Source organism: Arthrobacter oryzae (genome assembly GCF_037911235.1).
Lineage (GTDB): Bacteria > Actinomycetota > Actinomycetes > Actinomycetales > Micrococcaceae > Arthrobacter > Arthrobacter oryzae_E.
Map to the genome: position 1 here is coordinate 67,440 of NZ_JBBLYW010000011.1, position 25,339 is coordinate 92,778.

At 66.9% G+C, this 25,339-nt stretch carries 24 protein-coding genes and 3 tRNA genes; 10 read left to right on the plus strand and 17 right to left on the minus strand.

Annotated features, from left to right (window positions below; all coding sequences use genetic code 11):
- Nucleotides 1–153: 153 nt before the first annotated feature.
- The 5 genes from WMN78_RS04250 to WMN78_RS04270 form a co-directional block, all read right to left on the minus strand.
- Nucleotides 154–230 (minus strand) — tRNA-Ile (locus WMN78_RS04250).
- 133 nt (nucleotides 231–363) lie between these two features.
- Entirely contained in the window at nucleotides 364–1,560 is a 1,197-nt protein-coding gene (locus tag WMN78_RS04255; protein WP_340532222.1) for a glycosyltransferase, read from the minus strand.
- A 109-nt stretch (nucleotides 1,561–1,669) separates the two neighbouring features.
- Entirely contained in the window at nucleotides 1,670–2,575 is a 906-nt protein-coding gene (locus WMN78_RS04260; RefSeq protein ID WP_340532223.1) for a DMT family transporter, read from the minus strand.
- Nucleotides 2,575–3,198 carry a CDP-alcohol phosphatidyltransferase family protein gene (locus WMN78_RS04265; RefSeq protein ID WP_340532224.1) on the minus strand — a complete coding sequence of 208 codons (624 nt, stop codon included), beginning with the start codon at nucleotides 3,196–3,198 and terminating at the stop codon, nucleotides 2,575–2,577. The genes WMN78_RS04260 and WMN78_RS04265 overlap by 1 nt, the downstream gene beginning before the upstream one ends.
- Nucleotides 3,199–3,250: 52 nt before the next feature.
- Nucleotides 3,251–4,108, minus strand: a complete 858-nt coding sequence (locus tag WMN78_RS04270) for a phage holin family protein (RefSeq protein WP_340532226.1) — start codon at nucleotides 4,106–4,108, stop codon at nucleotides 3,251–3,253.
- A gap of 184 nt (nucleotides 4,109–4,292) precedes the next feature.
- Between WMN78_RS04270 and WMN78_RS04275 the strand changes: the two genes are divergently transcribed.
- From WMN78_RS04275 to WMN78_RS04285, 3 genes are all read left to right on the plus strand, one after another.
- Nucleotides 4,293–5,516, plus strand: a complete 1,224-nt coding sequence (locus WMN78_RS04275) for a multidrug effflux MFS transporter (RefSeq protein ID WP_340532227.1) — start codon at nucleotides 4,293–4,295, stop codon at nucleotides 5,514–5,516.
- Nucleotides 5,517–5,562: 46 nt separating this feature from the next.
- Entirely contained in the window at nucleotides 5,563–5,742 is a 180-nt protein-coding gene (locus tag WMN78_RS04280; RefSeq protein WP_340532228.1) for a hypothetical protein, read from the plus strand.
- Between the two features lie 66 nt (nucleotides 5,743–5,808).
- A complete protein-coding gene (locus tag WMN78_RS04285; protein ID WP_340532229.1) occupies nucleotides 5,809–6,219 on the plus strand; it encodes a hypothetical protein in 411 nt (136 codons plus the stop codon).
- Between the two features lie 56 nt (nucleotides 6,220–6,275).
- Here WMN78_RS04285 and WMN78_RS04290 read toward each other — a convergent pair.
- The 7 genes from WMN78_RS04290 to WMN78_RS04320 all read right to left on the minus strand — a co-directional run bounded on the left by WMN78_RS04290 (nucleotide 6,276) and on the right by WMN78_RS04320 (nucleotide 14,020).
- Nucleotides 6,276–6,348, minus strand: a tRNA-Asn gene (locus WMN78_RS04290).
- A gap of 126 nt (nucleotides 6,349–6,474) precedes the next feature.
- Nucleotides 6,475–6,547: transfer RNA gene (locus tag WMN78_RS04295), tRNA-Asn, on the minus strand.
- An 88-nt stretch (nucleotides 6,548–6,635) separates the two neighbouring features.
- Entirely contained in the window at nucleotides 6,636–8,519 is a 1,884-nt protein-coding gene (dnaG, locus tag WMN78_RS04300; protein WP_340532230.1) for a DNA primase, read from the minus strand.
- A gap of 16 nt (nucleotides 8,520–8,535) precedes the next feature.
- Nucleotides 8,536–9,825, minus strand: a complete 1,290-nt coding sequence (locus tag WMN78_RS04305) for a deoxyguanosinetriphosphate triphosphohydrolase (protein ID WP_340532232.1) — start codon at nucleotides 9,823–9,825, stop codon at nucleotides 8,536–8,538.
- Nucleotides 9,818–10,996 (minus strand): tRNA dihydrouridine synthase DusB, encoded by a 1,179-nt coding sequence (gene dusB / locus WMN78_RS04310; RefSeq protein WP_340532233.1) that lies wholly within the window; start codon nucleotides 10,994–10,996, stop codon nucleotides 9,818–9,820. Before dusB ends, WMN78_RS04305 begins: the two co-directional genes overlap by 8 nt.
- Nucleotides 10,997–11,075: 79 nt before the next feature.
- On the minus strand, nucleotides 11,076–12,620 hold the full coding sequence (locus WMN78_RS04315) for a YibE/F family protein (protein WP_340532234.1): 1,545 nt from the start codon (nucleotides 12,618–12,620) through the stop codon (nucleotides 11,076–11,078).
- Between the two features lie 26 nt (nucleotides 12,621–12,646).
- The gene (locus tag WMN78_RS04320) at nucleotides 12,647–14,020 is read right to left on the minus strand and encodes an FAD-binding oxidoreductase (protein WP_340532235.1); all 1,374 of its coding nucleotides are present in this window, start codon (nucleotides 14,018–14,020) and stop codon (nucleotides 12,647–12,649) included.
- 259 nt (nucleotides 14,021–14,279) lie between these two features.
- Between WMN78_RS04320 and WMN78_RS04325 the strand changes: the two genes are divergently transcribed.
- Genes WMN78_RS04325 through WMN78_RS04335 form a run of 3 tightly spaced genes read left to right on the plus strand, consistent with a single transcriptional unit; the run spans nucleotide 14,280 to nucleotide 16,688 of the window.
- Nucleotides 14,280–15,011 (plus strand): alpha/beta hydrolase, encoded by a 732-nt coding sequence (locus WMN78_RS04325; protein ID WP_340532236.1) that lies wholly within the window; start codon nucleotides 14,280–14,282, stop codon nucleotides 15,009–15,011.
- Nucleotides 15,012–15,013: 2 nt separating this feature from the next.
- On the plus strand, nucleotides 15,014–15,838 hold the full coding sequence (locus tag WMN78_RS04330; RefSeq protein WP_340532238.1) for a DUF1295 domain-containing protein: 825 nt from the start codon (nucleotides 15,014–15,016) through the stop codon (nucleotides 15,836–15,838).
- A 1-nt stretch (nucleotide 15,839) separates the two neighbouring features.
- The gene (locus tag WMN78_RS04335; RefSeq protein ID WP_340532240.1) at nucleotides 15,840–16,688 is read left to right on the plus strand and encodes a 1-acyl-sn-glycerol-3-phosphate acyltransferase; all 849 of its coding nucleotides are present in this window, start codon (nucleotides 15,840–15,842) and stop codon (nucleotides 16,686–16,688) included.
- Nucleotides 16,689–16,719: 31 nt separating this feature from the next.
- Here the strand turns inward: WMN78_RS04335 and WMN78_RS04340 are convergent, their stop codons facing one another.
- From WMN78_RS04340 to WMN78_RS04350, 3 genes are all read right to left on the minus strand, one after another.
- Nucleotides 16,720–17,724, minus strand: a complete 1,005-nt coding sequence (locus WMN78_RS04340) for a GNAT family N-acetyltransferase (RefSeq protein ID WP_340532242.1) — start codon at nucleotides 17,722–17,724, stop codon at nucleotides 16,720–16,722.
- A gap of 2 nt (nucleotides 17,725–17,726) precedes the next feature.
- Nucleotides 17,727–19,112 carry a glycine--tRNA ligase gene (locus tag WMN78_RS04345; RefSeq protein ID WP_104172591.1) on the minus strand — a complete coding sequence of 462 codons (1,386 nt, stop codon included), beginning with the start codon at nucleotides 19,110–19,112 and terminating at the stop codon, nucleotides 17,727–17,729.
- Between the two features lie 124 nt (nucleotides 19,113–19,236).
- Nucleotides 19,237–20,235, minus strand: coding sequence for a DMT family transporter (locus tag WMN78_RS04350; protein WP_340532244.1), 999 nt, complete (start codon nucleotides 20,233–20,235; stop codon nucleotides 19,237–19,239).
- A gap of 32 nt (nucleotides 20,236–20,267) precedes the next feature.
- Between WMN78_RS04350 and WMN78_RS04355 the strand changes: the two genes are divergently transcribed.
- Nucleotides 20,268–20,504: an RNA-binding S4 domain-containing protein gene (locus WMN78_RS04355; RefSeq protein WP_340532246.1), complete on the plus strand. Its 237-nt coding sequence runs from the start codon at nucleotides 20,268–20,270 to the stop codon at nucleotides 20,502–20,504.
- Between the two features lies 1 nt (nucleotide 20,505).
- On the opposite strand, the gene WMN78_RS04360 is transcribed toward WMN78_RS04355, so the two are convergent.
- The gene (locus tag WMN78_RS04360; RefSeq protein WP_340532248.1) at nucleotides 20,506–21,156 is read right to left on the minus strand and encodes an alpha/beta hydrolase; all 651 of its coding nucleotides are present in this window, start codon (nucleotides 21,154–21,156) and stop codon (nucleotides 20,506–20,508) included.
- A 148-nt stretch (nucleotides 21,157–21,304) separates the two neighbouring features.
- Here WMN78_RS04360 and WMN78_RS04365 point away from each other — a divergent pair, with 148 nt between their 5' ends.
- The 3 genes from WMN78_RS04365 to WMN78_RS04375 are packed head-to-tail and all read left to right on the plus strand — an operon-like array spanning nucleotide 21,305 to nucleotide 23,829.
- The gene (locus WMN78_RS04365) at nucleotides 21,305–22,096 is read left to right on the plus strand and encodes an SGNH/GDSL hydrolase family protein (RefSeq protein WP_340532261.1); all 792 of its coding nucleotides are present in this window, start codon (nucleotides 21,305–21,307) and stop codon (nucleotides 22,094–22,096) included.
- A gap of 7 nt (nucleotides 22,097–22,103) precedes the next feature.
- Nucleotides 22,104–23,246: a winged helix DNA-binding domain-containing protein gene (locus tag WMN78_RS04370; protein ID WP_340532250.1), complete on the plus strand. Its 1,143-nt coding sequence runs from the start codon at nucleotides 22,104–22,106 to the stop codon at nucleotides 23,244–23,246.
- A 13-nt stretch (nucleotides 23,247–23,259) separates the two neighbouring features.
- Nucleotides 23,260–23,829: a hypothetical protein gene (locus tag WMN78_RS04375; protein ID WP_340532251.1), complete on the plus strand. Its 570-nt coding sequence runs from the start codon at nucleotides 23,260–23,262 to the stop codon at nucleotides 23,827–23,829.
- Between the two features lie 84 nt (nucleotides 23,830–23,913).
- Here the strand turns inward: WMN78_RS04375 and WMN78_RS04380 are convergent, their stop codons facing one another.
- Nucleotides 23,914–25,317 carry an HNH endonuclease gene (locus WMN78_RS04380; protein WP_340532263.1) on the minus strand — a complete coding sequence of 468 codons (1,404 nt, stop codon included), beginning with the start codon at nucleotides 25,315–25,317 and terminating at the stop codon, nucleotides 23,914–23,916.
- Nucleotides 25,318–25,339 lie beyond the last annotated feature (22 nt).

Here is a 25,339-nt window from a genome sequence, read left to right on the forward strand (position 1 = left end):
GGCGGGGTGCCGGGCAAGCGAAACCCACGCTGTCCCGGGCTCGCCGGGCAACAAAAAGAGCCGCGGCCGATGTCTGGACATCGGCCGCGGCTCCTGGCGTGGGTGCTGTTGGCACAGGCTTCCCGGCTGCGGCAGGGCCGGCGGCTGGAAGTTTGGTAGGGCTACTCGGACTTGAACCGAGGACCTTAGGATTATGAGTCCCGCGCTCTAACCAGCTGAGCTATAGCCCCGTGCGCCCTGCGGGCTGCCGGCTCCGCAGGGAGCCTCGGCAGTTCCGGGGCAAAAACACTCTAGCAATAGTAATGGCCTGAACGCGCACCAGCGGTCTCGCTGCCGGCGGCGCACAGGGGCACCGCGTCGGGATTACACCACTTTGTCGTCGTAGGTGGCCCCGCGGTACAGATCCTCGAACGTCTGCAGGGTCCCCTGGATGCTGTGCGGTTCCACCATGCAGCGGCTGGCTTTGCCCATTGCCGCCAGTTCCTCGGCCGGCAGCTGCAGCACCTTGGTGATCTTGGCCGCGAGGTCGTCGCTGTCGTTCGGCGTGAATAGGTAGCCGTTCCCGCCGTCGCGCACCAGGTGCGGCAACGCCATGGCATCCGCCAGCAGCACAGGGGTGGAAGCGGACATGGCCTCCAGTGTGACCAGGGACTGGAGCTCGGCCGTTCCCGGCATGCAGAACAGGTCCGCTCTGATGTAGGCCTCGCGCAGTTCGGCGTCGCTGGCCAGGCCCAGGAACTTCACGCGCGGTTCCAGCCCCAGCCGCGCCACCTGCGCTTCGAGGGGGGCGCGTACCTCGCCTCCCCCGACGATCTCCAGGTGGACGTTCAGCTCCGCCGGGGTCTTCGCCACCGCATCGATGAGGACGTTGACGTGCTTCTCCTCGGCCAGGCGGCCCGCGAACAGCACGGTGGGGTGCGGGTGGCGCTCGATCACTTCGCCCTCGCGGAGTTCGTAGGCAGCCGAGTCAATGCCGTTGGAGAGCGGCAGGACCTTGCGCAGGAACGCGTGCTGGTGCATGGCCTTGGCGGCAAGCGGCGTGGGGGTGGTGACGACGTCAGCCCGCCCCATGACCTTGCCCATGTCCTTCCAGGAGATACGTCCCACGATGTCCTTGAACCACTGCGGAAACGGGAGGAACGGGTTGAGGTTCTCCGGCATGAAGTGGTTGGTGGCCACGATCCGCACTCCGCGCCGTTCGGCTTCGTAGAGCACGTGCTCGCCGATCATGTAGTGGCTCTGGATGTGCACTACGTCCGGCTTGACGCGGTCAAACAGGAGGCTGATTTCCTTCTTGATCTCCCAAGGGAACGTGATCCGGAAGTACTCGTGCGTGGGCACTGAGTGGGAGCGGATCCGGTGAACGGTGCCCTCGGTCCGGAACTCGGTGAAGCTCTTGCCCTTGTCCGGCCGGCACGCGAGCACATGGACGTCGTGTCCGCGGGCCGTCATGCCCTTCGCCAGCCGGTATCCGAACTGCGCGGCTCCGTTGACGTGGGGCGGGTAGGTGTCCGCAGCGATCAGGATAGTAAGTGGTTGCTGGCTGTCGGGCATGGTCACGTGGAGAGCTCCTGGTGGTCACGGTGCGGTCAGCGCTGGCTGTGGCGGCCTGCTGCCCCTCGGCGCAGTCGCGCCGGGACTTCCGGTGAAGTCTGGGTATCACTCGCCCCTAGGACACCCGCCCGGCGGCCTTGCGCGCGTCCTTCTTGCGCTTGGTCACTTCGGGATGGTGCCGCGAGAGGGCGATTACCCCCACGATAGCAAGCGAAGCCGCCGCCCCCATGGCAATCGCCAGCACGGCGTGGACATCCGGCCGGAGTTCGCCGAGGATCGCAATGCCGATGGCGATACCCACGATAGGGTCGATGACCGTCAGCCCGGCGATGACGAGGTCCGGCGGGCCGCCTGAGTACGCCGACTGGACAAACCACGAGCCCAGCCCGCCCGCTGCGACGATGGCCACCACCGAATACCACTGCACGTTGAGCAAAGCCAGCCCGTTGGGGTCGAGCAGGTGCTTGCCGATGATGCGCGTCAGCACTGCCACGAAGCCGAAAAGTACCCCGGCCCCCAGGATGTAGATGAAGGCGCTCATGCGGTGCTTGAACACCAGCGCCAGCGTACCGAACAGGCCCACCGCGAGGGTGAGCAGCAGGACGATGGTGAGTTCGTCGTCGAAACTCACATGATGGTTCTCCTGCGTCGCGTTCACCGCCAGCAGGACGAAGGCCGCGGAGCCGGTGACGCAGGCCGAGATGGCCACCACCGTGGCCCGGTTGATGCTCAGGCCCTGGTCCTTGGCATTGACGACAGTGGTGATCACCAGGGCGATGGCCCCGATCGGCTGCACCACTGTCAGCGGCGCTGAGACGAGGGCGACAGCGTTCATGGCCATGCCGGCCCCGAGCAGCAACAGCCCGAACACCCAGCGCGGGTTGCGGATGAGCCGGAGGAAGCCGTGCGAGCTGAGCGCCAGCCCGCCGGTGTCCGCCTTGACCGCACTTCCCTGGCGCTGTGCGCCGATGGCGAGGCAAAAGGCACCCAGCACCGCCAGGAAGACGGCGAGCCACACCATCAGCCGCGTCCGCCGTCGTCCGCAGTCTTGAGCCTGCCCTTGCGGATGATGGCCCGGAAGTAGTTGTACGCCGCCACCCAGTGGCCGACCAGGCCGAAGCCCAGGAAGATCCATGCCGCCACGAAATAGACCTCGGTCAGCGGAATGGGCAGTTTGGCGAGCACCAGCAACGGGGTGCCCACAAGGAGGAGCGCGGTGCGGATCTTTCCGATACGGCTGACGGGGAGGTCGGGGTGGCTGCGGAAGTAGTACAGCGAAGCGGCCATCAGGATGGCATCCGGGACCACCAGGGCAGTCAGGTACCACCATTCCACGACGCCGGCGATCACCAGGGTGACGGCCACGGCAATGAGTGCCATCCGGTCGGCTATCGGATCCATGATCCGGCCCAGTCTGGACGTCTGGTTAAAGCGGCGGGCGATGTACCCGTCCACCCAGTCCGTGCTGCCCATGACCACCAGCACGATCGTGGCGAGGGCGTACTCCTTCTGCCCCAGGACCAGCCAGATGAACAGCGGAACACCCATGAAGCGGACGACAGTCAGGATGTTGGGGATGGTGAAAACGGCGTCACTGTCAACGTGCCGCTGGCCCGGACGCGCACCTGCGTTAATGAACTTCATCCCTCGCCTCCTTCCCTTCCCGCTTCGGCTGCCTGGGTAGCGCCGGTAAGTCCTAGCCCTTGAGGAGCTTGCGGAGGAGGACGACGAGGACAGCCGCTGATGCGACCAACGCTGCCAGCGGCTTCCAGCGTGCCCCGGCCTGGCTTTCGCCGGCGCGGTTCAGGAAGCTGGACGTGGAGTGGCTGAGGGATTCCACCTGATGGCCGGCGCGGGCCTTGCCGGACTTCAGCCGGGCTTCCGTCGCAGCCAGCAGCAGCTGCGCCTGGGTCTTGACGTCAAGCTCCTCGTCCAGTTCGTCGCGCACACCCGTCAGGTGCCGGCGGCGCTTGTCCAGGCGGCTCCGCAGTTCGGCTTCCGTGGGGGCGGGCACGTCAACCCTTTCGGCAGCGGCCTTGGCTTCCTTTTCTGCCTTCTCCTTGGCTTTGGCGGCTTCCTTGGCGGCTTTGGCGGCCTTGGCCTCTTCGGAGGTCGGATCAAGGACGGCGGGGTTGAACTCCGAGCCTTCCTTCATGATGCCGAGATCGTGCTTGAGTCCGCGGATGGTGTCTTCCGGTACAAGCGGCATGGCCTTCTTGAACTTGCGCATGCCGATGAGGGCGCCGATAAGGGCGATGACAAGGAAGACCGCGCACACCAGGAGGGCTGCCAGCCAGGCGGGCATGATGGTGGCGAGCCCCATGATGGCGGCCACGATGAGCCCCGTGATGAGGAAGGCGACGAACACCAGTGCCACGGCCAGGAACGCGGCGGCCGCCCCGACCTGGATACCCTTGCGCTTGACCTCGATCTTCGCGAGGGCAATCTCGTCATTGAGCTGGCGTGGTGCCAGTTTGGCAACAAGCCTCAGCGTTTTGGGCAGTGCTCCAATGCTCAGTCCGCTTGTTGTCCGGCCGCTGTGTCGTCCGCTCATCGATCCCGCCTAACTGGTTCCATCTTTGATTCGGATTCCGGTGGATTCCGGGGGCCTGCGCGGCTTCACACACTCCCCGTTGACAAAACTATCATTCACGTTCGTACCGTTCTTCGGGTAATAACCCGTGGCGCGCCCTGCAACGCTGTAAAAGTATGATCTGAGGGCCCTAGGATTGGTCCCTGTGAGCATTCCCGCCAATCCGGGCGATTCGCTGAGCCGCAACCGGAAAATCCTGTACATCCTCCTCCTCGGCGCCCTGACAGCGCTCGGTCCTTTTACGATCGACCTCTACCTGCCGGCATTCCCCGCCCTCGAGGCGAGCCTCGGGGTATCGGAAGCGGAAGTCCAGCTCACTCTGACCGGCACAACCGTGGGCTTCGCCCTGGGCCAGCTGGTGGTGGGGCCGCTCAGCGACAAGTTCGGCCGGAGGCTGCCGCTGATCCTGGCCACGGCACTGCACATCACCGCTTCTCTCGGCGCGGCGCTGTCCACGGATCTGGCGACGCTGGGGCTTTTCCGGGTGCTCATGGGCATTGGCGCGGCTGGCGGCGGCGTGGTGGCCATGGCCATGGTGCGGGACCTCTTCTCGGGATACGCCATGGTGCGGATGTTCTCCAGAATGGCGCTTGTCAACGGCCTGGCCCCGATCCTGGCGCCGGTCATCGGTTCCCAGCTCCTGTTGATCATGCCCTGGCCGGGCATCTTCTACTTCCTGGCCGGCTACGGCACGCTGGTGATCATCGCGGCCATCCTCCTGGTGCGCGAAACCCTGCCCCGGGAACTACGGGGCCAGTCCGGCCTGACGGCGGGGCAGCGGTACAAACTGCTCTTTTCGGACCGGATTTTCGTGGGCCTGCTGATGCTTGGCGGCATGAACTTCGCCGGGCTTTTCGCCTACCTTTCCGCTTCCCCGTTCCTGTTCCAGAACATCTACGGGTTTACCCCCCAGCAGTACGGCCTGCTCTTCGGCATCAACTCGTTGGGCATCGTGGCCGGTGTGCAGACCAGCTCGCGGGTGATCAAGCGGGTTCCGCCGCAATGGATCCTGGCCTGTTCCACCGCCTGGATGTTCCTGATGGCGGTGCTGATCGTCATTTTCGACCAGCTCGGCTTCGAGCTCTGGGGCGTGATGGTGCCACTGTGGTTCTACATCCTGGGCACGGGATTCACGTTCCCCTGCGTCCAGGTCCTCGCCCTCTCCAAGCACGGCGCGCAGGCAGGAACCGCCGCATCGCTGCTGGGCGCTGCAACCTTCATGATGGCCGGCATCGTGTCCCCGGTGGTGGGCTGGTTCGGCGAAATTTCCGCAACCGTCATGGGCGGAGTCCAGGCCACCAGCATCCTGCTGGCCGCGGCAGCCCTGTGGCTGGTGGTCCGCCCGCGCACGGTTCCCTCCATCCACTAGCGCCACCCATCCGCTGGCGCCGCAGCCGCACCGGTACGCTGGGTCCATGGCCAAAAGACCGCACCGCAACCGCAGGGGGCTGTTCCTCGGCGCGGTGATTGGCGCCGTCGCCGGTTACTTCGCCGGGCGGGCGATGGGGAACCCCGCCATGGGCATCATCCTCGGGGCGCTCGCCGGTTCAGCGCTGCTCTTCCGGGTCAATCCCGGCCCGTGGAACCGGCCCTGACAAGCTCCCCCGGGCACGGGCTTTGTGCCCCTGTTCCGGCAATTGCCCGCGCGATAAAGTTGTTCTGTGCCCGACTGGCAGAAGCATCATCCGCCCCTTCCGGCCACCTGGCAGCGTTGCGACGCCGGCATCCTGCCCCTGTGGTGGGAACGGCTGTGCGCGCAGACAAGTCCCCAGTCGGCAGCCCTGTACGCCGCGGGACTTTTCACTGAGGACCGGCGCCGCCCCATCGCGCAATGGTTCAACCCCGCGTTCAACGCCGCACTCCTGGTGGCCCCCGAAACGTCCCCTGAATGGCCCGTACAGCGGTTTGGCATCTTCTATGCCCCGCCCAGTAGCGGCTTCACCAGAGTGCACTCAGCGCCCCATGAATGGCACCCGCGTGAGCCACGGAAGTCCCCCACGGAAGCGGAAGCGTTCCGGGCCGCCATCGATGAGGCCGAGCGGTTCCTGCAGGTGGAGATGGACTTCGTCTGAAAACCGAACAAAAAAGGCCCCGCACCCGGCTGTTCGCCGGTCACGGGGCCTGTCCGCTCCTCCTGCTGGACTTGAACCAGCAACCCTTCGATTAACAGTCGAATGCTCTGCCAATTGAGCTAAGGAGGAATGAAGCAGGTATGACATTAGCAAAGGTTTTGCCCCAATGTGAAATCGGCGTCCGCGGCTCCCCCGAATACCCCGCCCGGGTATAAAAAAGTCCCCGTCCCGGTGACCCGGAACGGGGACTGTGCGCTCCTCCTGCTGGACTTGAACCAGCAACCCTTCGATTAACAGTCGAATGCTCTGCCAATTGAGCTAAGGAGGAATGAAGCGGGTACTAGCCTAGCAAACACCCGGCCCCTAAACGAAATTGAGCGCACCGACGCTACAGCGGGCCGTGCGTGCGGCTCCCGTCAGGCATCGGAACGCAGTGAACGGCGCTCCATCTCCAGCATCATCAGCTCACGGTTCAGACGCTGGAACTCCTCAGGATGGGCCGAGGCATCCAGCCGCTGCAGTTGACCCATCTTGTCCGCCTTGACCCTTGTGATCTGCAGTTCGAACAGCCGCGCAAGGATATCCCGGCAGTACCTGAGCACGCCGTCCGCGTTGCTTGCCGGCAGCGGCACCACCGCTAGCTCCGAGACCAACGGGCGGAGCGGCTCGGGCACCTCATTCATCACCTGCTCCACCCACCGCACAGGATCCCCGGCCAAGTCCGGCCCGGAGGCCCGCATGGCGTCGTGGACGGCCTGGTAGGCGGGGGTCCTGAACCCGGCAGCACTGAACCGCTCCCAAGTCCCGCCGGCCAGCATGGCGGGCTCCTGAAGCGCCACTTCCAGTGCCTGGCGCTCCATGGACGCCACGGGGTCCCGGGGGTCCGGCCGGTTGAAGGACGGCACAACGCCCGACGCCGGCAGTGCGGCAACGCCGGGGCCTGCAGCCTGGCTTGCGGGCGTTTCGCCCTGGGCGCGCTTGGCGGCAACAGCCACCGCGCGGCTCACTTCCTCAACCGGCATGCCAAGCCAGCCGGCAAGCTCGCGGGCGTAGCCGGGGCGGATTCCCGCGTCGCGGATCTGGGCCACCACCGGGGCGGACTCCCGCAGGGCCGCAATGCGGCCTTCCACGGTGTCCAGGTTGTGGCGCTTCAGGGAGGCCCTGATGGCGAATTCGAAGAGCGGACGGCGGCTGCTGATCAGGTCCCGGACCGCCGAGTCACCCTTGGCCTGGCGCAGGTCGCAGGGATCGGCTCCGGTCGGTTCGACTGCCACGTACGTCTGCGCCACAAAGCGCTGGTCCTCCTCGAAAGCGCGCAGGGCAGCCTTCTGGCCCGCGGCGTCGCCGTCGAACGTGAAGATGACCTCTCCCCCGGTTCCGTCATCGGACAGCAGCCGCCGGGCGATCTTGATATGGTCGGCGCCGAACGCGGTACCGCAGGTGGCCACCGCCGTCGTAACGCCGGACAGGTGGCAGGCCATGACGTCGGTATAACCCTCCACCACCACGAGCTGCCGTTCCTTTGCGATGTTCCGCTTGGCGAGGTCGATGCCATAGAGCACCTGGGACTTCTTGTAGAGCGTGGTTTCCGGTGTATTGAGGTACTTGGGGCCCTGGTCGTCCTCGTAGAGCTTCCGGGCGCCGAAGCCGATGGTGTCGCCGGCGATGTCGCGGATGGGCCAGATCAGGCGGCCGCGGAAGCGGTCATAAATGCCCCGGTTGCCTTCACTGAACATGCCCGTGAGCTTGAGCTCAGCATCCGTGTATCCCCGGCCGCGCAGGTGCTTGAGCAGCGCGTCCCAGCCCTGCGGCGCGTAGCCGACGCCGAACTGCTCAGCGGCTGCCCGGTCGAAGCCCCGGCCGTAGAGGAAGTTGCGGCCCTCGGCTGCGCCGGGAGTCAGCAGCTGGGCGCGGAAGAACTCATCAGCCACTTTGTGGGCGTCCAGGAGCCGCTGGCGTTTGCCCACTTCCTCGCGGTTGGGGCCCGTGCCGCCGTCTTCGTAGCGCAGTTCGAAGCCGATCCTGGCAGCCAGTTTTTCCACAGCCTCATGGAACGAGGTGTGGTCCAGCTTCTGGACAAAGGAGATGACGTCGCCGTCCTCGCCGCAGCCGAAGCAGTGGTACCTGCCCACCTGGGGGCGGACCGTGAACGACGGCGAGCGCTCGTCGTGGAAGGGGCACAGGCCCTTGAACGATCCCAGCCCGGCGCCCTTGAGCGTCACGTAGCCGTCCACGACTTCCTTGATGTCCGTGCGCTGGCGTACTTCGTCAATATCTTCGCGTTTAATCAGCCCGGCCACAGAGCCATCCTAGTCCTTACCAAAGCGACGGCAGGCTGCCCACCAACCGCTCGTACATGGCCAGCGCGGAACCGTCAGTGAGTGACGCGACCTGGTCAATGACCACCCGAAGCCGGGCGCCGTCGTCGGCCGCGTCCCGCCAGTCAGCGGCGAACATCGGCTCCAAGTGGCGGTCGCCGGTGGCGTTCAGCGCCGTCACCAGGGCATGCAGGACCTCGCGCTGGCGCTCATAGATCGGCTGCCGGTGCTCGGTGGTCATCACGAAGGTGGTGGCCAGGCCCTTCATGACTGCGATTTCCATCACGGTTTCATCAGGCACCATCAACTCGGCGTTGTACCTGGTGAGGTCTTCGGGACCGTAGACCGCCCGCGTGGTTTCCAGGGCGCTCTGGCAGAACCGGCCGATCAGCTGGCTGGTCATGTCCTTGAGGGCGGCCATCGCCTTGCGGCTGCCGTCGGCTTCGCGCACCCAGACGTCGGTGGCCTCGAGCCGGGCCAGGGCGGCGTCGATGGCTGCGGGATCGTTGTGCGGCAGGTACCACTGCCTGGCGTACCCCACCACGCGGGCACGGTGGTCCGGGTTGTCCATCCAGCGCAGCTGGAAGTGCCCTGCCACGATGGCGTCCTCGACGTCGTGGACCGAGTAGGAGATGTCGTCCGCGAGGTCCATGACCTGTGCTTCCAGGCAGGACCGGCGCTCCGGTGCACCCTCGCGGATCCAGTCGAAAATCGGAAGGTCGTCCTCGTAGGCGCCGAACTTGCTGGTCCGCTGGCCGTGGATCACCGGGGCGTTCAGTGCCGACCAGGGATATTTGGCGGCAGCATCCAGGCTGGCGCGGGTGAGGTTCAGCCCGGCGGGCGTTCCGTCGGCAGCAAGCACTTTGGGTTCCAGCCGGGTCAGCAGCCGGAGGGTCTGGGCGTTACCCTCGAAGCCGCCGATGGCGTGCGCCATCTCATTCAGTGCGGATTCCCCGTTGTGCCCGAACGGCGGGTGGCCGAGATCATGGCTGAGGCAGGCTGTGTCCACGACGTCGGGATCGCACCCCAGCGTCCGGCCCAGTTCGCGGCCCACCTGGGCCACTTCAAGGCTGTGCGTCAGCCGGGTCCGGACGAAGTCGTCAGTGTCCGGGGCGACCACCTGGGTCTTGGCGCCCAGCCGGCGCAGTGCGGACGAGTGCAGGACCCTCGCCCGGTCCCGTTCGAAGTCGGAGCGGTAGGTGGTTTTGGGCGGTTCCTCCACCCAGCGGGCGGAGTCGTGGGCCTCGTAGCCCGGCAGCACGGGGGCTGTGGTCCGCGTTTCAGCCACCTGACACGTCCAGTTCCGCGGCGGCGATGTCCTGGGATTGTTCGGTGTTCAGGGCCCGGGACTCCAGCCAGTCCTTGGGCAGTGCAGGCTTCTTGGGGGAACCGGCACGGCCGCGGGGGCCCTCGGCGTCCACACCGGGGTACGGGGAATCCTGGTCCAGTTCGGCCAGGGTTTCGCGCAGCACCTGCAGGCTGGTGACCAGGGCCAGCCTGGTGCGCAGTTCCCCGCCAACTACGTAGCCCTTGAAGTACCACGCCATGTGCTTGCGGATTTCACGCAGGGCCTTGCCTTCGTCGCCGAAAGTTTCCACCATGAGTTCCGCGTGCCGGTAGACGCCCTCCGCCACCTGCCGCAGGTTCGGCTTGTGGCGGGTGTCGCTGCCTTCGAAGGCCGCCTGGAGGTCCCCGAAGAGCCAGGGCCTGCCCTGGCAGCCGCGGCCCACCACCACGCCGTCGACGCCGGTCTCCCGGACCATGCGGACGGCATCCTCGGCGGACCAGATGTCGCCGTTGCCCAGGACCGGAATGTCCGGCAGTGCTTCGCGCAGCCGTGCGATCGCGGACCAGTCTGCCTGGCCGGAATAGAACTGCGCCGCGGTGCGGCCGTGGAGGGCGACGGCGGCGACGCCGGCATCGCGCGCGATCCGGCCGGCGTCGAGGTACGTCAGGTGGTCCTCGTCGATGCCTTTGCGCATTTTGATGGTGAGCGGGACGTTGCCCTTGGTCGCCTCTTTGACTGCCGTCTGGACAATCGAGGTGAACAGGTCGATCTTCCATGGCAGCGCCGAGCCGCCGCCGCGCCGGGTCACCTTGGGAACGGGGCAGCCGAAGTTGAGGTCGATGTGGTCAGCCCGGTCTTCCTCGACGAGCATCCGGACCGCCTGGCCGACAGTCACGGGGTCCACGCCGTAGAGCTGGACGGACCGCACTTTTTCGTCGTCGTCATGGGAGATGATGCGCAGCGACTCGGGCGTGCGTTCCACGAGGGCGCGGGAGGTGACCATCTCCGCCACGTACATGCCGCCACCGTATTCACGGCAGAGCCTGCGGAAAGCGGAGTTGGTGATGCCCGCCATGGGAGCGAGGATCACGGGGGTATCCACCGTGAGGGGTCCCAGCTTCAGGGGCGGGAGTTCCAGCTTAGGGGCGGGAGGCGTTGCTACGACAGTCACCTGTCCATTGTCGCAAAGCCGGGCAAATCGGCGAGCCGCCTGCCGAAACGCCGGTCCGTCCGACGCCGGTGAGCGCCGGCTACTCCCCTTCCGCAGCGCGCCGGGCGCGGCGGCTGCCGGGCAGGGGTGCTCCTCCGGGGTCCCGCCCGCCTTCACGCGTGGCGGGGACACCGGCCGCGCGCGTCCGCCCGGCGCGTGAGACCGCCGCCGCCGCTGCGAGCGCGCCGGTGTCCCCTACGTCGTCGGGCGTTACGGGCGCACGCCCGGAAGATCTGCCGCCGGACGAGGCGCCGCCCCCTTCGGGAACGGCAGCCTGCCTGATACCCGTGGCCTTGACCACCAGCACCGCAATCAGCGTGGTGACGGGGATGGCCAGCACCAGCCCCACGGAACCGACCAGCGTCCTGATGACTTCCTCGGACAGTTCCGCACTGGTCAGGGCCTCGCCCAGGGGACGGTCGTACAGCATCACGATGATGAGGATGGGCAGCGCCGCGCCCGCGTAGGCGAAGGCGATGGTGTAGACAGTGGACGCGATGTGGTCGCGGCCGATCCGCATGGCGGAGGAGAAGAGCTGGCGGGCGCTTGTCTCCGGCGCGAGTTCGTAGAGTTCCCACACAGCGGAGGACTGGGTGATGGTGACGTCGTTCAGCACACCGAGTCCGGAAATGATCAGCCCGCACAGGATGATGCCGGATATGGAGATGTTGTCCGAAATGTTCGCGAGGGTGGCTGCGTCATGGCTGCCGACGCCGGCCAGGTTGGCCGCGTCGGTGGCCCAGGCAGCCAGGAGCGCCGTGATGCCCAGTCCGAACATGGTGCCCAGCAAGGCCGTGGAGGTCCGCGCCGAGAAGCCATGGGCGAAGTAGAGGACGCCGATCATGATCACGGTGGATCCCACCAGGGCAAGCAAAAGGGGCGGCTTTCCTTCCACCAGGCCGGGCAGCATGAAGGTCACCAGCACGGCGTAGGCTCCCAGGAGGCCGATCAGTGCCCGCAGCCCTCGCCAGCGTGCCACGGCGATCACCACGGCGGCGTAGAGAACGGCCAGCAGGATGATGGGCAGCGTGCGGACGAAGTCCACGAAGATGTACGCCGGCGCACCCTGGCCTGCTGACGCGCCCTGGGCGTTGGAAAGGTTCAGGTAGCGGATGTCATCCCCCACCTTGACGCCGTGGGATTTCACCACGTCCGGGTTGATGACCACCTTGACAGGGTTGCCGCCCTTGTCAGGCTCGGTGTAGGCGAAGGTGCAGTCGCTCCCCTGCGGCGCACTCCCCTGGCCTGTACTGTCCTGCCCCGTACCGTCCTGGCCAGTACTGTCCTGGCCCGTACCGGGGGCGGCGCCGCCCTGGGCGCTGCCGCCCTGCGTGCAGCTTTCCACCACCACCCGCTGGATCGTGCCGGTATCGAACGTCACGCCCGGTGCGGCCGCATACGGGCTGGCCAGCTTCAGGTCCTCCTTGTTCCCTGACGGCCACATCATGGCCATGGCCGCCAGGGTCAGGAGCGTCAGCGGAATCAGCACTGCCGCCAGAAGCCAGTTGGCCCGTTTGCGCGCAGCGAGGGCCCGGGGTGTGGGCTCCGAATGATCTGTGTGGCCGTGCGGGTGTCCGGCACCCATCAGCAGTAAAACCTCATGCCTGCACTTTACTGGGGCTTGATGTTCTGGTTTACCCGGAACAGGTTCCCCGGATCGTACTTGCCCTTGATCGAGGCAAGCCTCGCGTAGTTTCCGCCGTAGTTTTCCGCGACCCGGGACGTGTCATCGCCGTCCATGAAGTTGATGTAGCCCGCGGTCTCAGAGTGGGGCTGAAGCGCCGCCGCGAAGTCCCGCACCCAGGCGATGTTTGCTTCACTGTCCCCGGGATCCTCCCAATGGCACGCAATGACCGGCGAGAACCTGGCGTTCCGGTTGGGGAAGGCTGTGTCCGTCACTCCAACATCGTGCACGGCGCCGTCGATCGGGTAGATGTGCACTGCGGTCTGCACGCTGGGCACCCGCTTCCCGTACTCCAGGTGCGCGTTGATGGCCCCGTCGTTGAGTTCCGTCAGGAAGGCCGCCTTCCAGTAGGCCAACAGCCCCTTGGGGTACATTCCGTCGAAAGCCGAATTCAGGGCCGGATAGGGCATCGGCCCCACCATGGAGCCTGCCACCGGCGCGGCGTCGAGGAACGGCTGCCAGCGGGAAGGCCCTTCGGCCGGGTCGCCTGTCCACATGCCGACCACAATGCAGACCGGCTTCCCGTGCCACTCCTCCGGGAGGAACGGCACCGGCGGCCCCTGGTGGAAGGCGAGGAAGGCGCCGAACTCCCTGGGGGCCGCCGCAATGTACTCGCGGTAGAACTTCGCGACGGTTTCGGCCTGCTCCAGCGGGTAGACGATGATGCCGGCGTGGACCATGTCCACGGGATGCAGGCGGAATTCCAGCGAGGTCACCACACCGAAGTTCCCGCCACCGCCGCGCAGCGCCCAGAAGAGATCCTCGTTCCCGCTTTCGCTGGCGGTGAGGAACTTCCCGTCCGCGGTGACGACGTCGGCGGAAAGGAGGTTGTCGCAGCTGAGCCCGTATTTCCGGTCCAGGTAGCCAATGCCTCCGCCGAGGGTCAGCCCCGAAACACCGGTCGAACCGACGATGCCGCCGGTGGTAGCCAGCCCGAAGGCGTGCGTGGCGTGGTTGAAGTCGGCCCACGTGGCGCCGGCCTCGGTCCTGGCAGTCTTGCCGGCCGGATCAATCCGGACCCCCCTGGTGTTGGAGAAGTCGATGACCACCGCATTATCCGCCGTGCCAAAGCCCGGACCGCTGTGTCCGCCGCCCCGGATCGCGACGTCCAGGGCGTTGTCCCTGGCGTAATTGACGGCGGCGATGACGTCCGCCACCTGCGATACCCGCACGACGGCAGCGGGTCGCTTGTCAATCATTCCGTTGTGGACGGCGCGGGCGGAGTCGTAGTCCGCGTCATCCGGTGTGATCACTTGCCCCCGCACCTGTTCCCGCAGCGCGTCAAGCGATTGTGCGTTCATTTTCCAGTACCGCCGATCCTCTTCGACTTCGGATCCGGCCGCCCACGTCGCCTCCCATCGGGTTCAGAGACCGGAGCTTACGCGTCCGGACTACACCCGCCCGCGGGCGCAGTCAAGGGCAATGTGCTGCATGCCGGCGACCGCCAATCTTCACGCCCGGCTGCTTCGAATGCCCTGTGTAAGCCGGAATGTCGGGCGGGGAACTAAACACCGGAACCCGCGGGTTTATAAATGTAGGACGAGGAGTCTGGAGGCCCGCATGGGTAATCGCAAAAATGTCGTAGGAAGTACCAAGCCTGTACTCACTGTGCAGGAGGCGGCCGGCGTCACCCGGGGCGTGGCCCTGGTCCTGCATGGCGGCCGCTCGCACAGCTACGAGCCCGTGGAGGCCCGCCATCTGAGCCCCGCCCGCATGGTGCCTTTCGCAAAGCATCTGCACCGGGCAGGCGGCAAGCACGGACTCGCGGTCTGGACGCTTCGGAACAGCGTGCGCGGCTGGAACGGCCCGGACATGTCGCCGCTGCAGGATGCCCGGTGGGCGCTCTCCCGGATCCACGAGGAGCACCCGGGAGTTCCCGTGTACTTGTTGGGGCATTCGATGGGCGGGCTCACGGCCATTTGCGCGGCCGACGATCCGCAGGTGGACGCCGTCGTGGCCCTGGCGCCGTGGCTGAACGCCGAGGCGCCGGCCGGGAACCTGGCCGGACGCAAGGTGCTTATTGTCCACGGCTCCATGGACCGCTGGACAAGCCCCGCCCAATCACTCAAGTTCGCGCAGCGTGCCCTGGGACCGGCTGACGAGCTGCGCTACGTGTCGCTGGCCGGGGCAGGGCATTTTATGTTCCGCAAGGTCCGGCTGTGGCACACCCTGGCCACCGGCTTTGTCCTCAAGGCCTTCGCGGAATCTACCGGCGCGGAAACGGGCGGCAGCGCCGCGCGCTTTGATGCGCTGCTGCCGGCCACCTCACCCGGCATTCCGGTGGTGCTCTGACCATGGCCGTCTTTCCCCTCGCCGAATTCCTTGCCAGCCTTCCGTGGATGGCCCTGGCCGTGGCAGGCGTCCTGGCGGTCACCTTCGCCGTGGCCGTCGCGCAGCGACGGCACTCCGTCATGGACGTGGCGTGGGGGCCCGGTTTCGTTGCCGTGGCTGCCGTCTCGTGGCTGCTGTCCGCCGGAACGGGCGACGACGGCCGGCGCCTGCTCCTCGTGCTGCTGACAGGGCTGTGGGGGCTGCGCCTCGGAATGCACATCGGCTGGCGCGCCCGCGGGGGCCATGAGGACCCCCGCTACGAGGCAATGCTCAGCGAGGCCCCCGGCTCGCGCAATGTGTACGCTCTGCGCCGTGTCTACCTGCCCCAGGGCATGGTGATGTTCTTCGTCTCCCTCACGGTGCAGGTGGGAATGTTCGCCACCGGTCCACTGGGCTGGCTTGCCCTTCTGGGCGTGCTGTTGTGGGTCATCGGCTTTGTGTTCGAGACCGTGGGTGACTGGCAGCTCGCACAGTTCAAGAAGGACCCGGCCACCAAGGGAACCGTCCTGAACACCGGGCTGTGGCGATACACCCGCCACCCCAACTACTTCGGCGACGCCGCCGTCTGGACCGGCCTGTTCCTGATTACCGCCGACTCCTGGCCCGGAATCCTGACCATCCTGTCCCCTGCCCTGATGGTCTGGGCGCTGGCCGGCAAAACGGGGAAGCCGCTCACGGAGAAGGCGATGTCCGCCCGGCCGGGCTACAAGGAATACGTCGAGTCGACGTCGGGCTTTATCCCATGGCCGCCTCGCCGTCCGGCTGGCGGTCCGCCGGGCGGACGCTGACATGCCGTGGCGGCCGCAGCCCAATGACCGCTTCTACCGCTTCATTGTCCGCACCGGGCTGGCGCTGCGCCGGCTCTTCGGGATCCGTGTGATCGTCACGGGCCGGGAACACCTGCCACCGCCGGGACCGCTTAATGGACCATCCCGCAAGGTGGTTCCGGGCCAGGGAGCCGTCGTCGCCATCACCCACTTCGGGTACGTCGATTTTGCCTTCGCCGAGCTGGCGCTGTGGTGGAACAACCGGGCCGAGATGCGCTACCTGGTCACGCAGGGCGCGGCCGACCACTGGTTCGCAGGTCCCGCCATCAGCGCCGCCGGGCACGTTGTGGTGCCCTACGGTTCGGGCAGCGGCGCCTACGACGCCGCCGTCGCGAAACTTCGCGAAGGGGAAATCATCGCGGTCCTTCCCGAAGCAGGCGTGAGCCGCAGCTTCACGGTCCGCGACTGCAAGACCGGCGCCGTCCGGATGGCGGCCGAAGCCGGCGTGCCCCTGATCCCCGTCTCGGTGTGGGGAGCGCACCGCCTGCTGACCCGCCACCACGGCTTCTCACCGCGGCGCGCCTGGCGCGCGCCGGTGCGGATCCACGTGGGCCGGCCGCTGCTGCCGCGGACCTGCCCGGCCCCGCCCAGGACGCCCAGCCTGCCACCGAACAGCTCAGGAGGGTCCTGCAGGCCGGGATTGACACCGCCATCGCGGACTTCCCGCTCACACCCGGGCCCGGGGCCTGGTGGATGCCGGCGCACCTGGGCGGCGGCGCCCCCACGGACGCGGAACGCCGGCGGCTGGACCGGGCCGAAGGACCACGCCGCGCGGGCGGCCGGAAACGTTAAGCACGCCGGCCCGCAGTAGCGGACTACTGCGGGCCGGTAGCGTTCGGCGCCTAGGCGGGGTCGGAAACCACCAGGGTTTCGTTGCCCCGGAGGCTGGCCTTGCCGCCCTCCAGCAAAGGTTCGACGACGGCGCGCAGCGCAGTCATCGAGTCGTCCAGTTCCAGCACCACCGGGTGCTGGAACGCAATGAGCGCCAGCAGGTCGCGGACCGCGGAGCGGGCTTCCTCTTCCGACAGCTTCGGCTCATGGCCGACGAATACGTCCGTGGGCTGGCCCGAGCCGTCGCCGCCCGCTGCCGGGTTCTCCCCGCCGGGAACGAACTCCGCATAGCTGATGGCGAAAGCCTCGAGCCGGCCCTTCCTGCTGGCGGGAACACCTTGGCCGAAAGCGCTGGCCTTCGGCGCCCGCAGCACAATGGCGCCGTGCGCTCCGCTGAGTTCGTCGAGGAACAACCGCTGCACGGTGCCGATGCCCAGCTCGCCCGGGCTGTCCCAGCCGTGCACGGCCGTGTAGTACCGGCCCACGACGTCGCTCAGCTCCACCGATCCGGTGGCGAGGTCCTCGATCTGTTCAGACGCCGCGGCCTCCGACCCGTCGCCGAAGACGGGCAGCTTGAGCGCCCCCGGTTCCACCACGACCAGGCGGGAGCGCTGGATGGGAGCCAGGCCGGCGGCTTCGGCGAAAGCGGCTCCGGGCGTGCCGGGTTCCACTTTGGTCCGGAGTCGGGAAACGCCCGACGGCGCCCGGCCGGCCTCGTGCCGGAGCATGGTCAGCAGGGTGGAGCCGACGCCGGCGCGGCGGTGGTCCTTTGCCACCTCGATGTAGGCCCAGAGCCGTTCGGGATGGAGGGATGCCTCGTGGACCACGCCTGCCGCGACCGGGATGGCCACGCCGTCGACGACGTCCTCGGCCACGATGCAGCGGCGCCACGGCGAGTTGCCCGAAGGCGCCAGGGTGCCGCGGAACTGCCGTGCCTGCTCGGTTTCCGGGCCTCCCCAGAGCTCGAGCAGTGCAAGGTCGTCGCCCTCGCGCCATTCACGGTATTCGATGGCCATGCTCAGGCGCCGATCAGCCGCGCGGCCAGGTAGCCCTCCACCTTGTCCAGGGAGACGCGCTCCTGGCTCATGGTGTCGCGTTCGCGGATGGTGACGGCCTGGTCCTCGAGGGTGTCGAAGTCCACGGTGATGCAGAACGGGGTGCCGATCTCGTCCTGGCGGCGGTAGCGGCGGCCGATGGCGCCGGCGTCGTCGAAGTCGATGTTCCAGTTCTTGCGCAGCTGCGTGCCCAGGGCCTTGGCCTTCGGGGACAGGTCCTCGTTGCGGCTCAGCGGCAGCACGGCGGCCTTGACGGGGGCCAGGCGCGGGTCCAGCTTCAGCACGGTGCGGACGTCCACGCCGCCCTTGGCGTTGGGGGCCTCGTCCTCGGTGTAGGCGTCGATGAGGAACGCCATGAAGGACCGGGTCAGGCCGGCCGCGGGCTCAATCACGTACGGGGTGTAGCGCTCGTTGGTGGCCTGGTTGAAGTAGCTCAGGTCATGGCCGGAGGCCTTGGAGTGCGTGGAGAGGTCGAAGTCCGTGCGGTTGGCGATGCCTTCCAGCTCGCCCCACTCCGAGCCCTGGAACCCGAAGCGGTATTCGATGTCGGTGGTGCCCTTGGAGTAGTGGCTCAGCTTCTCCAGCGGGTGCTCGAAGAAGCGAAGGTTCTCGGCCTTGAGGCCCAGGCCCGTGTACCAGTCCATGCGTTCCTTCATCCAGTACTGGTGCCACTGCTCGTCCGTGCCGGGCTCGACAAAGAATTCCATCTCCATCTGCTCGAACTCACGGGTGCGGAAGATGAAGTTTCCGGGCGTGATCTCGTTGCGGAAGGACTTGCCGATCTGGCCGATGCCGAACGGCGGCTTCTTCCGGGATGTGGTGAGGACGTTGTTGAAGTTCACAAAGATACCCTGCGCGGTTTCCGGGCGCAGGTAGTGCATGCCTTCCTCGTTAGCCACCGGGCCGAGGAAGGTCTTGAGCAGGCCGGAAAATTCCTGGGGTTCGGTCCATTCGCCGCGGGTGCCGCAGTTGGCGCAGGCGATGTCCTTCAGGCCGTTTTCGGCCGGACGGCCCTTCTTTTCCTCGTACTCTTCCTCGAGGTGGTCGGCGCGGTAGCGCTTGTGGCAGGAAAGGCACTCCACCAGGGGATCGGAAAAGACCTCCACGTGGCCGGAAGCTTCCCAGACCTGGCGGGGAAGGATGACGGAGGAATCAAGGCCCACCACGTCCTCGCGGCCGCGGACCACTGACTGCCACCACTGGCGCTTGATGTTTTCCTTCAGCTCCGCGCCGAGGGGCCCGTAGTCCCAGGCAGAACGGGAGCCACCATAGATTTCACCGGCCTGGAAAACGAAGCCCCTCCTCTTGGAGAGGGAGATGACCTGGTCGAGAACGGATTTTGCTGCCATGGGAACTCCAATTTCTACAGGGCCGCTGGGTGCGGTCCGCGCGGTTTCTAGGCCCCTTGCACCCGGCTGGTTGCCGGGCGGGGCGGTGCGAAGGAAAGATGTGCAGGAAGCTGCGTGTCCTAGCCTACCGGCCCGGCCGCCCCTTGAGGGCGCCGCGCGGCCATGGAAGCGTGGCCAGCACAATGGCGCCGAGGGTCAGGATCGTGCCGAGGACGGTGGGCAGGGCAACCACCGTGCCGGGTGCGGGAAAGGCCAGGTCCAGGCCCAGCGAACCCAGCAGCTGGCCGGCAATCATGCCCAGTCCGGTGACCAGGACCCCCAGGCTCCTGACCAGCAGCGCGCCCAGCCCGATGAAGGCGCAGCCCATCGGGCCGCCGAGGTAGTACCACCACTCCGGGGGCAGTCCGTTGCCGGGCCCGGCAACGGCCACCTTGATCAGCCAGGCCAGCCACAGCACCGTGGCGCCGGAGACGAAGTTCACCAGGGTGGCCGCAATGGGCGTGCCGTAGTGCGCGGTGGCGGTCCCGTTCATGGCCTGCTGGAAACTCATCAGGAAACCGGCCAGGACGGGCAGGATCACCGGAAGGAGCAGCCGGCCCGGGTCCGCACTGCCGTCGCCCGTCCCGCCGGCACCGCCAAACCGCGGGGACACCGCCCACGCGACGGCTGCGATGGTCAGCACGGTGCCGAGGACCCGGATCCCGGTGACGGACTTCTTGCCCGCAGGGCCGATGCCGAGCCGGTCCACCAGCAGCCCGCTCAGCGTCTGCCCGGTGACCGTGGCCACGGTAAACAGCGCCACACCGAGCAGGCCCACAGTGAAGGACTGGGCAAAAACAAAGAAGGCGCCGATGCCGCCGGCCATCACGTAGACCGGCGGAAAACGGCGTTCCCGGAGCGCAGGCAGGATCTGGGCCAAGCCGCGGCGTCCCCGCGGGAGGACCAGCGACACCACGATCATCACCACCAGGCCCGTGGTGAAACTCACCACAGCGGCGGCTATGCCGTCGTTCAGCCTGGCGCCCAGCGCGCCGTTGATCCGGCCCTGGACGGGGATGGCGAGTCCGGCGGCCACGGCCATCGGCAGTCCTGCAATGAGTGGGAGACGGGGTGAATGGGTCACTGGATTCACCTTACGTCAGGCATCATTGCTGTATGAGCACCCCGGAAATCGAAGACATCCCCATCCGCGACGACATGATCCGCCTGGGCCAGCTGCTGAAGCTGGCCAGCCTCGTGGAAGATGGCGTTGAGGCCACGGAGCTGATCAAGAACGGGCTGGTCAAGGTCAACGGCGAGATCGAGGACCGCCGCGGCCGGCAACTGCACCACGGCGACACTGTCACCGTCAACGGCCGGACCGTGCGGATCATGACACCCTCCGGTTCCTGAGCTACTTCTTCAGCACCTCGTGCGTGAGGAATTCGCCAACGTGGCCGATCTCCTGCTGGTTGATCCCGTGCCACATCCCCGTGTAGAGGACCTTCGTCAGCTTCACGTGCTTCCGCACCCAGCCCATGGTGTATTCGATCTTGTCCTGGGTGATGACGGGGTCCTGCTGGTCACGGCCCCAGAACAGCGGGACGGAGCCGTCCAGTTCGTCGTCGCGGAAACTGGGATCCCCTCCGGCGTTCACCGCAAAGCCGGAAAGCCCGACGACGGCGGCAAAGTCCGTGGGGCGCTGCCTCAGCAGCGTGGTGGCCATCGCCATTCCCATTGAGAACCCGAGCAACGTGACTGACGGGTGGTCGTCCTTGACGCCGTCGAGCCAGTCAAGCACAAAGGCGGCGGCGTCCTTGACCGCATCCAGTGAATATTCTGCGGAGTCCGTCAGGGGGAACCACGTGAAGCCCGGCCCCATGGCAATAGGGGCACGGACAGACACCACGGCAAAATCCCCGGGCAACAGGTCCGCCAGGCTGAGCAGGTCCTGTTCATTCGCACCGTAGCCGTGCAGCAGAACCAGCAGGGGTTTCCCCGAGCGCTCTTCGTCAGGAGTGGACCACAGGACAACAGGGGCAGTGGAAACTTCGGCTTCAGTCATGGAACCATTCTTGCAGTTACCGCCCGGTAACAACCTACGGTGGCGTAGCTTTGGTTGCACGAGGCAGGATGGAAACGTGAGCGAAACTGAAGCCATTCCGAACCCGCAGGACACCGTTGATGCCCATCCCTGGGGCCGGTACGTCGCCATGGGTGACTCGTTTACCGAAGGCATCGGCGACCCGGAAGCGGGAAGCCCGGGCGGGCACCGCGGCTGGGCGGACCGCGTGGCCGAAGAATTGAGCCGGGGCCACACAGATTTTGCCTACGCCAACCTTGCAGTGCGCGGACGCCTCCTCGAACAAATCGTTGACCAGCAGCTTGCACCCTGCCTGGCCCTCAAGCCGGACCTGGTGACGCTTTCGGCCGGAGGCAACGACCTCATTCGGCCAGGCGGAGACCCTGACGCGCTGGCCGAAAAGCTGGACTCGGTGGTGCACATCCTCAGCTTGGGCGGGGCCACTGTGGTGCTGTTCAACGGACCGGACACCGGTTCATCCGTCCTGGGCAGGGTCCGCAGCAAGATCGCCATCTACAACGAGAACCTCCGGACCGTAGCCGCGCGGCACGACGCCGTCATCGCCGATATGTGGTCGCTTCGCCAGCTCGGTAATCCGCAGATGTGGGACCAGGACCGGTTGCACTTCTCGCCGTTGGGCCACCACACCATCGCGGCGATGGTGCTTGATTCGCTCAATATCAACCACACCTTGGAGCCGCTCTCCCCCAAGCCCCTGCCCCAGCGCAGCTGGCGGCAGGCGCGGTCCGGAGACCTGGTGTGGGCGCGCGAATACTTCGTTCCCTGGGTTGTCCGCCGGCTGCGCCATCAATCATCCGGCGACGGCGTCACGGCCAAGCGGCCGACGCCGGGTCCGGTGTTCGGTCCCGGGATGCCGCTGGGCTCGGGCGAAGCGCCGGGATTCGAGTCCGAACGGGGGTAGGGCGCGGGTGGACGCCGACGACGTCGTTCGGCAGCGGCTGCGACAGCAGCAGCTCCGTCCTCCCCGCGCAGTTTCCGCTGAAGCCGCGCTGAAGAACCTCCTGGCCGTCCAGTCGCAGGAATTTGCGTATGCCCGCTGGTCACTGGCGCAGCGCACGGCGGGAGCCTCCGCAGCCGACGTCGAACAGGCTGTGGCCGACGGCCTGATCCTCCGAACGCATATCCTGCGGCCCACCTGGCATTTCGTGCACCGCGATGACCTTCGCTGGCTGCTGACGCTCTCCGCGCCCCGGCTGCACCGGGGGAACGGGGCGATCTACCGCCAGACGGGCATCGATGCCGACGCGGCGTCCCGGAGCGCCCGGGTCCTGGGCGCGGCAGTGGCCGGCGGCGCCCACAAAACCCGCGAGGAGCTCGCTGGGGAACTGCAGCGTCACGGATTCGAGGCCAAAGGCCTGGGGCTCGCGTACCTGATCATGCATGCGGAGATCAGTGGCGTCCTGGCCAGCGGCACACCCGTGCGCAGCACCAGCGGCGCGCTGAAGCAGACCTACGCGCTTTTCGAGGAACGGGTCCCTGCGTTAACGGGAGACCCCGCCGACCGTCCCGCGGCGCTGGCGGAACTCGTCCGCCGCTATTTCCGCAGCCGCGGACCGGCCACAGTCAAGGACTGTGCCGACTGGTCCGGGCTCACGATCGCGGACGTCCGGCTGGGACTCGGCCGGTCGCTGGAAGCCGATCCCGGCGTGCTCGAAACTACCGTGCTGGACGGTCTGGACTTCCACTTCTGTCCCGCCGGCGACGGGACTGCCGGGCCTGATGTGGAGTTCGGAGGGCAACCCCGGATCGACCTGGTCCAGTGCTACGACGAATACATCATGGGCTATTCCCAGTCTCGTTATTTCCTGGGTGGCACCGCCCCGGCCCGTCCTGACGGCGACACCCCGATGCATGTGGTGCTCAGGGATGGCAGGATGATCGGCTCCTGGCGTCATGTCCTTGCTGCTGGACGCTGTGAGCTGGTCATCCGCACGGAGCAGGATCCCGGACCTGCCGGCAACCGCGCGATTGATGAGGCGATTGCCGGGTACGGGACGTTCCTGGGAGTGCCCGCGGTGAGGGCGGGGGTTAAACTGAAAGGACACTTCTGAGAGGCCCTCCCCCGTGAACAACGTGTTCTTCTGGATCATCGTCCTGTCGTTCCTGATTCCCTTCGCCATGCGCATGTACCGGAAGCGCGTTGCCAGGAACCAGAACCAGGATTTCAATGGACAGTACCCGGGCCAGTTTCCCGGGCAGTTCCCGGGCCAGCAGCCAGGGCGCCCCAATAACCAGCCGCGTGACGGCTACACCCAGCAGGACTACTTCGGCGGTGGCTTCCGGCAGCTCGGCCGCGGGCAGCAGCCCCCGCTCGACCAGCCGTATCAGGACCCCCGCTTCCCGGCCCCTGGTTACCAGAACCCCGGGTACCAGGACTCCAGCTACCAAAATCCGGGTTACCCGGCTCCGGGCGCCCCGGGACAGGTCCCCTACGAGGACAGCCCCTCGTATCCAGCCAACCAGTCACGCCAGGAACCGCAGCAGCAGCCGTCGGCCCCGGCAACTCCCCCGTTGCCGTCGGCCCCCCAGGGTTACCGCGCGCGGAAGCTGGCAGAGCTCGACCAGCAGTACAGCAACGGCGAAATCGCCATGGAGGAATACATGGCCCGGCGCGACGAGATCATGAACGGTTAGTCGCCGTCGCATAGCAGCCGCCGCACCGACTCCTGCTGGGCCGTTTCTGGAGGCTGGCCCGCTGCTTCACGCTCGCCTGTTTCTTCAGGCTGCCAGTGGGCTGAGGCGTGTGCGTTTCAGAATCTTGACGCGGTGGAGAAGCTCGCGTCTCTGGCGGCGGCTCAGCGGCGCTGGCGCGCCGGGTGATGATGTCCCGGGCAGCGGCGGGGCGGTCGACCGGTACGTGTGCCCGGTCGGAGTCTGGACCTGCAGGGTGTGCCGTGGCCCAGGCCTTGGTTCGGTATGCCAACCGGGAGATTCTTTGGCGTAGTTACAGGATTCGCAGAGCCCGCTGCCGTTGCTGTGGCTGGTGGGTCCTCCGTGGTGCCACGCAACAATGTGGTCGTGGTGGCGGATCGGCGCATCGCAGTAGGGCGTGCGGCATGTGTCATCCCGGGCTTGGATGAAACGGCGCAGCCCGTCCGGGAAGATCCTGGCACGGGAATCCATCGCCACCAGCTCCCCCGTCCCCGGGGCGGTGTAGAGCCTGCGCAGCCAGGTAGTCAACGCCGCGTCACACTGGCCGCCCCCACCTTGCTGCAACCCTGCAACCGCCGCCCTGGCCCAGCCTGCAGGGACGACTCCGTACCCGGGCAAGCGCGCCGGTTCGCTGTCCCTTTGGAAGAGGGCGCGGTCGGTCATCACGAGCTGGATCTCGATGCCGCTGATCCCCCCGGGGGTGCCCGAGATCCGGTCGACGAGGTCGTCGGCCATGATCTGTCCGCGGGAGCGGGTGTCTCCTGCCGAGCGCAGGGTGTCCGCCTGCCGCGTGAGCGCGGCGTGGACGGCTACGCCGGCAGTAACCGGGAGCAGCGCGGTCAAATAGCACATGGTATCCGGAGCCGGACGAAGGCTCACGTGCCGGTCGGCAACGGCGTTGCGGGCACGGTTGACCACGGAGTGAGGGTCCAGCCGATAGGCCGCTGTCCGCGCTGCCGTGATAATCGTCCGGTCGCCGGCGCCGGCCAGGGTACCGGTGTCTGCGGCGAGCTGTTCATCAACGGCGCACCGGTCCGCCGCGGACAGGCAGGCGGTTTCCTTCACCAGCAGCGTGGCGCGCCACTCATTGAGCTGCCCGGTCCTGAGGGCCGCCAGGGTGTGGGGCATCTCCGTCACCAGGGCTTTCGCCATGCCGAGCAAGCGTCCGCCGCGGGCGGGCGATTCACCACGGGCCAAAGCGATCTGGGCGGCGACGCCTTTGCCGAGTTCATCTGCCGGAAGCCCGGCCTCAGTCTGGGCGCAGCGCTGCTGGACATCGAACGCGACCGAGTCGCGGGCCTGCATCGCGGCAGCGGCCGACTTTAGATCTTCCAGATCCCGTAGCTGGTCAATCAGGGCGGCGCTGTCGTTGCAGGGGCGGATCGCGGCCAAGAGACCAATGAGGTCCCTAACCGTGATCCCGCGGCCTGTCTCGTCCGGAGCCTCTCCCGGCCCCCAGTTGCCTTCCATGACTGAAGTCTGGCAGGGACCA

Excerpts from the sequence above, each read along its gene's own strand:
- WMN78_RS04265 (WP_340532224.1), bottom strand. The coding sequence starts at position 3,198 with ATGAAGTTCATTAACGCAGGTGCGCGTCCGGGCCAGCGGCACGTTGAC.
- WMN78_RS04335 (WP_340532240.1), top strand. The coding sequence starts at position 15,840 with ATGCCGTGGCGGCCGCAGCCCAATGACCGCTTCTACCGCTTCATTGTC.
- WMN78_RS04345 (WP_104172591.1), bottom strand. The coding sequence starts at position 19,112 with ATGGCAGCAAAATCCGTTCTCGACCAGGTCATCTCCCTCTCCAAGAGG.
- WMN78_RS04315 (WP_340532234.1), bottom strand. The coding sequence starts at position 12,620 with ATGGGTGCCGGACACCCGCACGGCCACACAGATCATTCGGAGCCCACA.
- WMN78_RS04320 (WP_340532235.1), bottom strand. The coding sequence starts at position 14,020 with ATGAACGCACAATCGCTTGACGCGCTGCGGGAACAGGTGCGGGGGCAA.
- WMN78_RS04260 (WP_340532223.1), bottom strand. The coding sequence starts at position 2,575 with ATGGTGTGGCTCGCCGTCTTCCTGGCGGTGCTGGGTGCCTTTTGCCTC.
- WMN78_RS04340 (WP_340532242.1), bottom strand. The coding sequence starts at position 17,724 with ATGGCCATCGAATACCGTGAATGGCGCGAGGGCGACGACCTTGCACTG.
- WMN78_RS04330 (WP_340532238.1), top strand. The coding sequence starts at position 15,014 with ATGGCCGTCTTTCCCCTCGCCGAATTCCTTGCCAGCCTTCCGTGGATG.
- WMN78_RS04325 (WP_340532236.1), top strand. The coding sequence starts at position 14,280 with ATGGGTAATCGCAAAAATGTCGTAGGAAGTACCAAGCCTGTACTCACT.
- WMN78_RS04365 (WP_340532261.1), top strand. The coding sequence starts at position 21,305 with ATGGGTGACTCGTTTACCGAAGGCATCGGCGACCCGGAAGCGGGAAGC.
- WMN78_RS04355 (WP_340532246.1), top strand. The coding sequence starts at position 20,268 with ATGAGCACCCCGGAAATCGAAGACATCCCCATCCGCGACGACATGATC.
- WMN78_RS04280 (WP_340532228.1), top strand. The coding sequence starts at position 5,563 with ATGGCCAAAAGACCGCACCGCAACCGCAGGGGGCTGTTCCTCGGCGCG.
- WMN78_RS04270 (WP_340532226.1), bottom strand. The coding sequence starts at position 4,108 with ATGAGCGGACGACACAGCGGCCGGACAACAAGCGGACTGAGCATTGGA.
- WMN78_RS04360 (WP_340532248.1), bottom strand. The coding sequence starts at position 21,156 with ATGACTGAAGCCGAAGTTTCCACTGCCCCTGTTGTCCTGTGGTCCACT.
- WMN78_RS04380 (WP_340532263.1), bottom strand. The coding sequence starts at position 25,317 with ATGGAAGGCAACTGGGGGCCGGGAGAGGCTCCGGACGAGACAGGCCGC.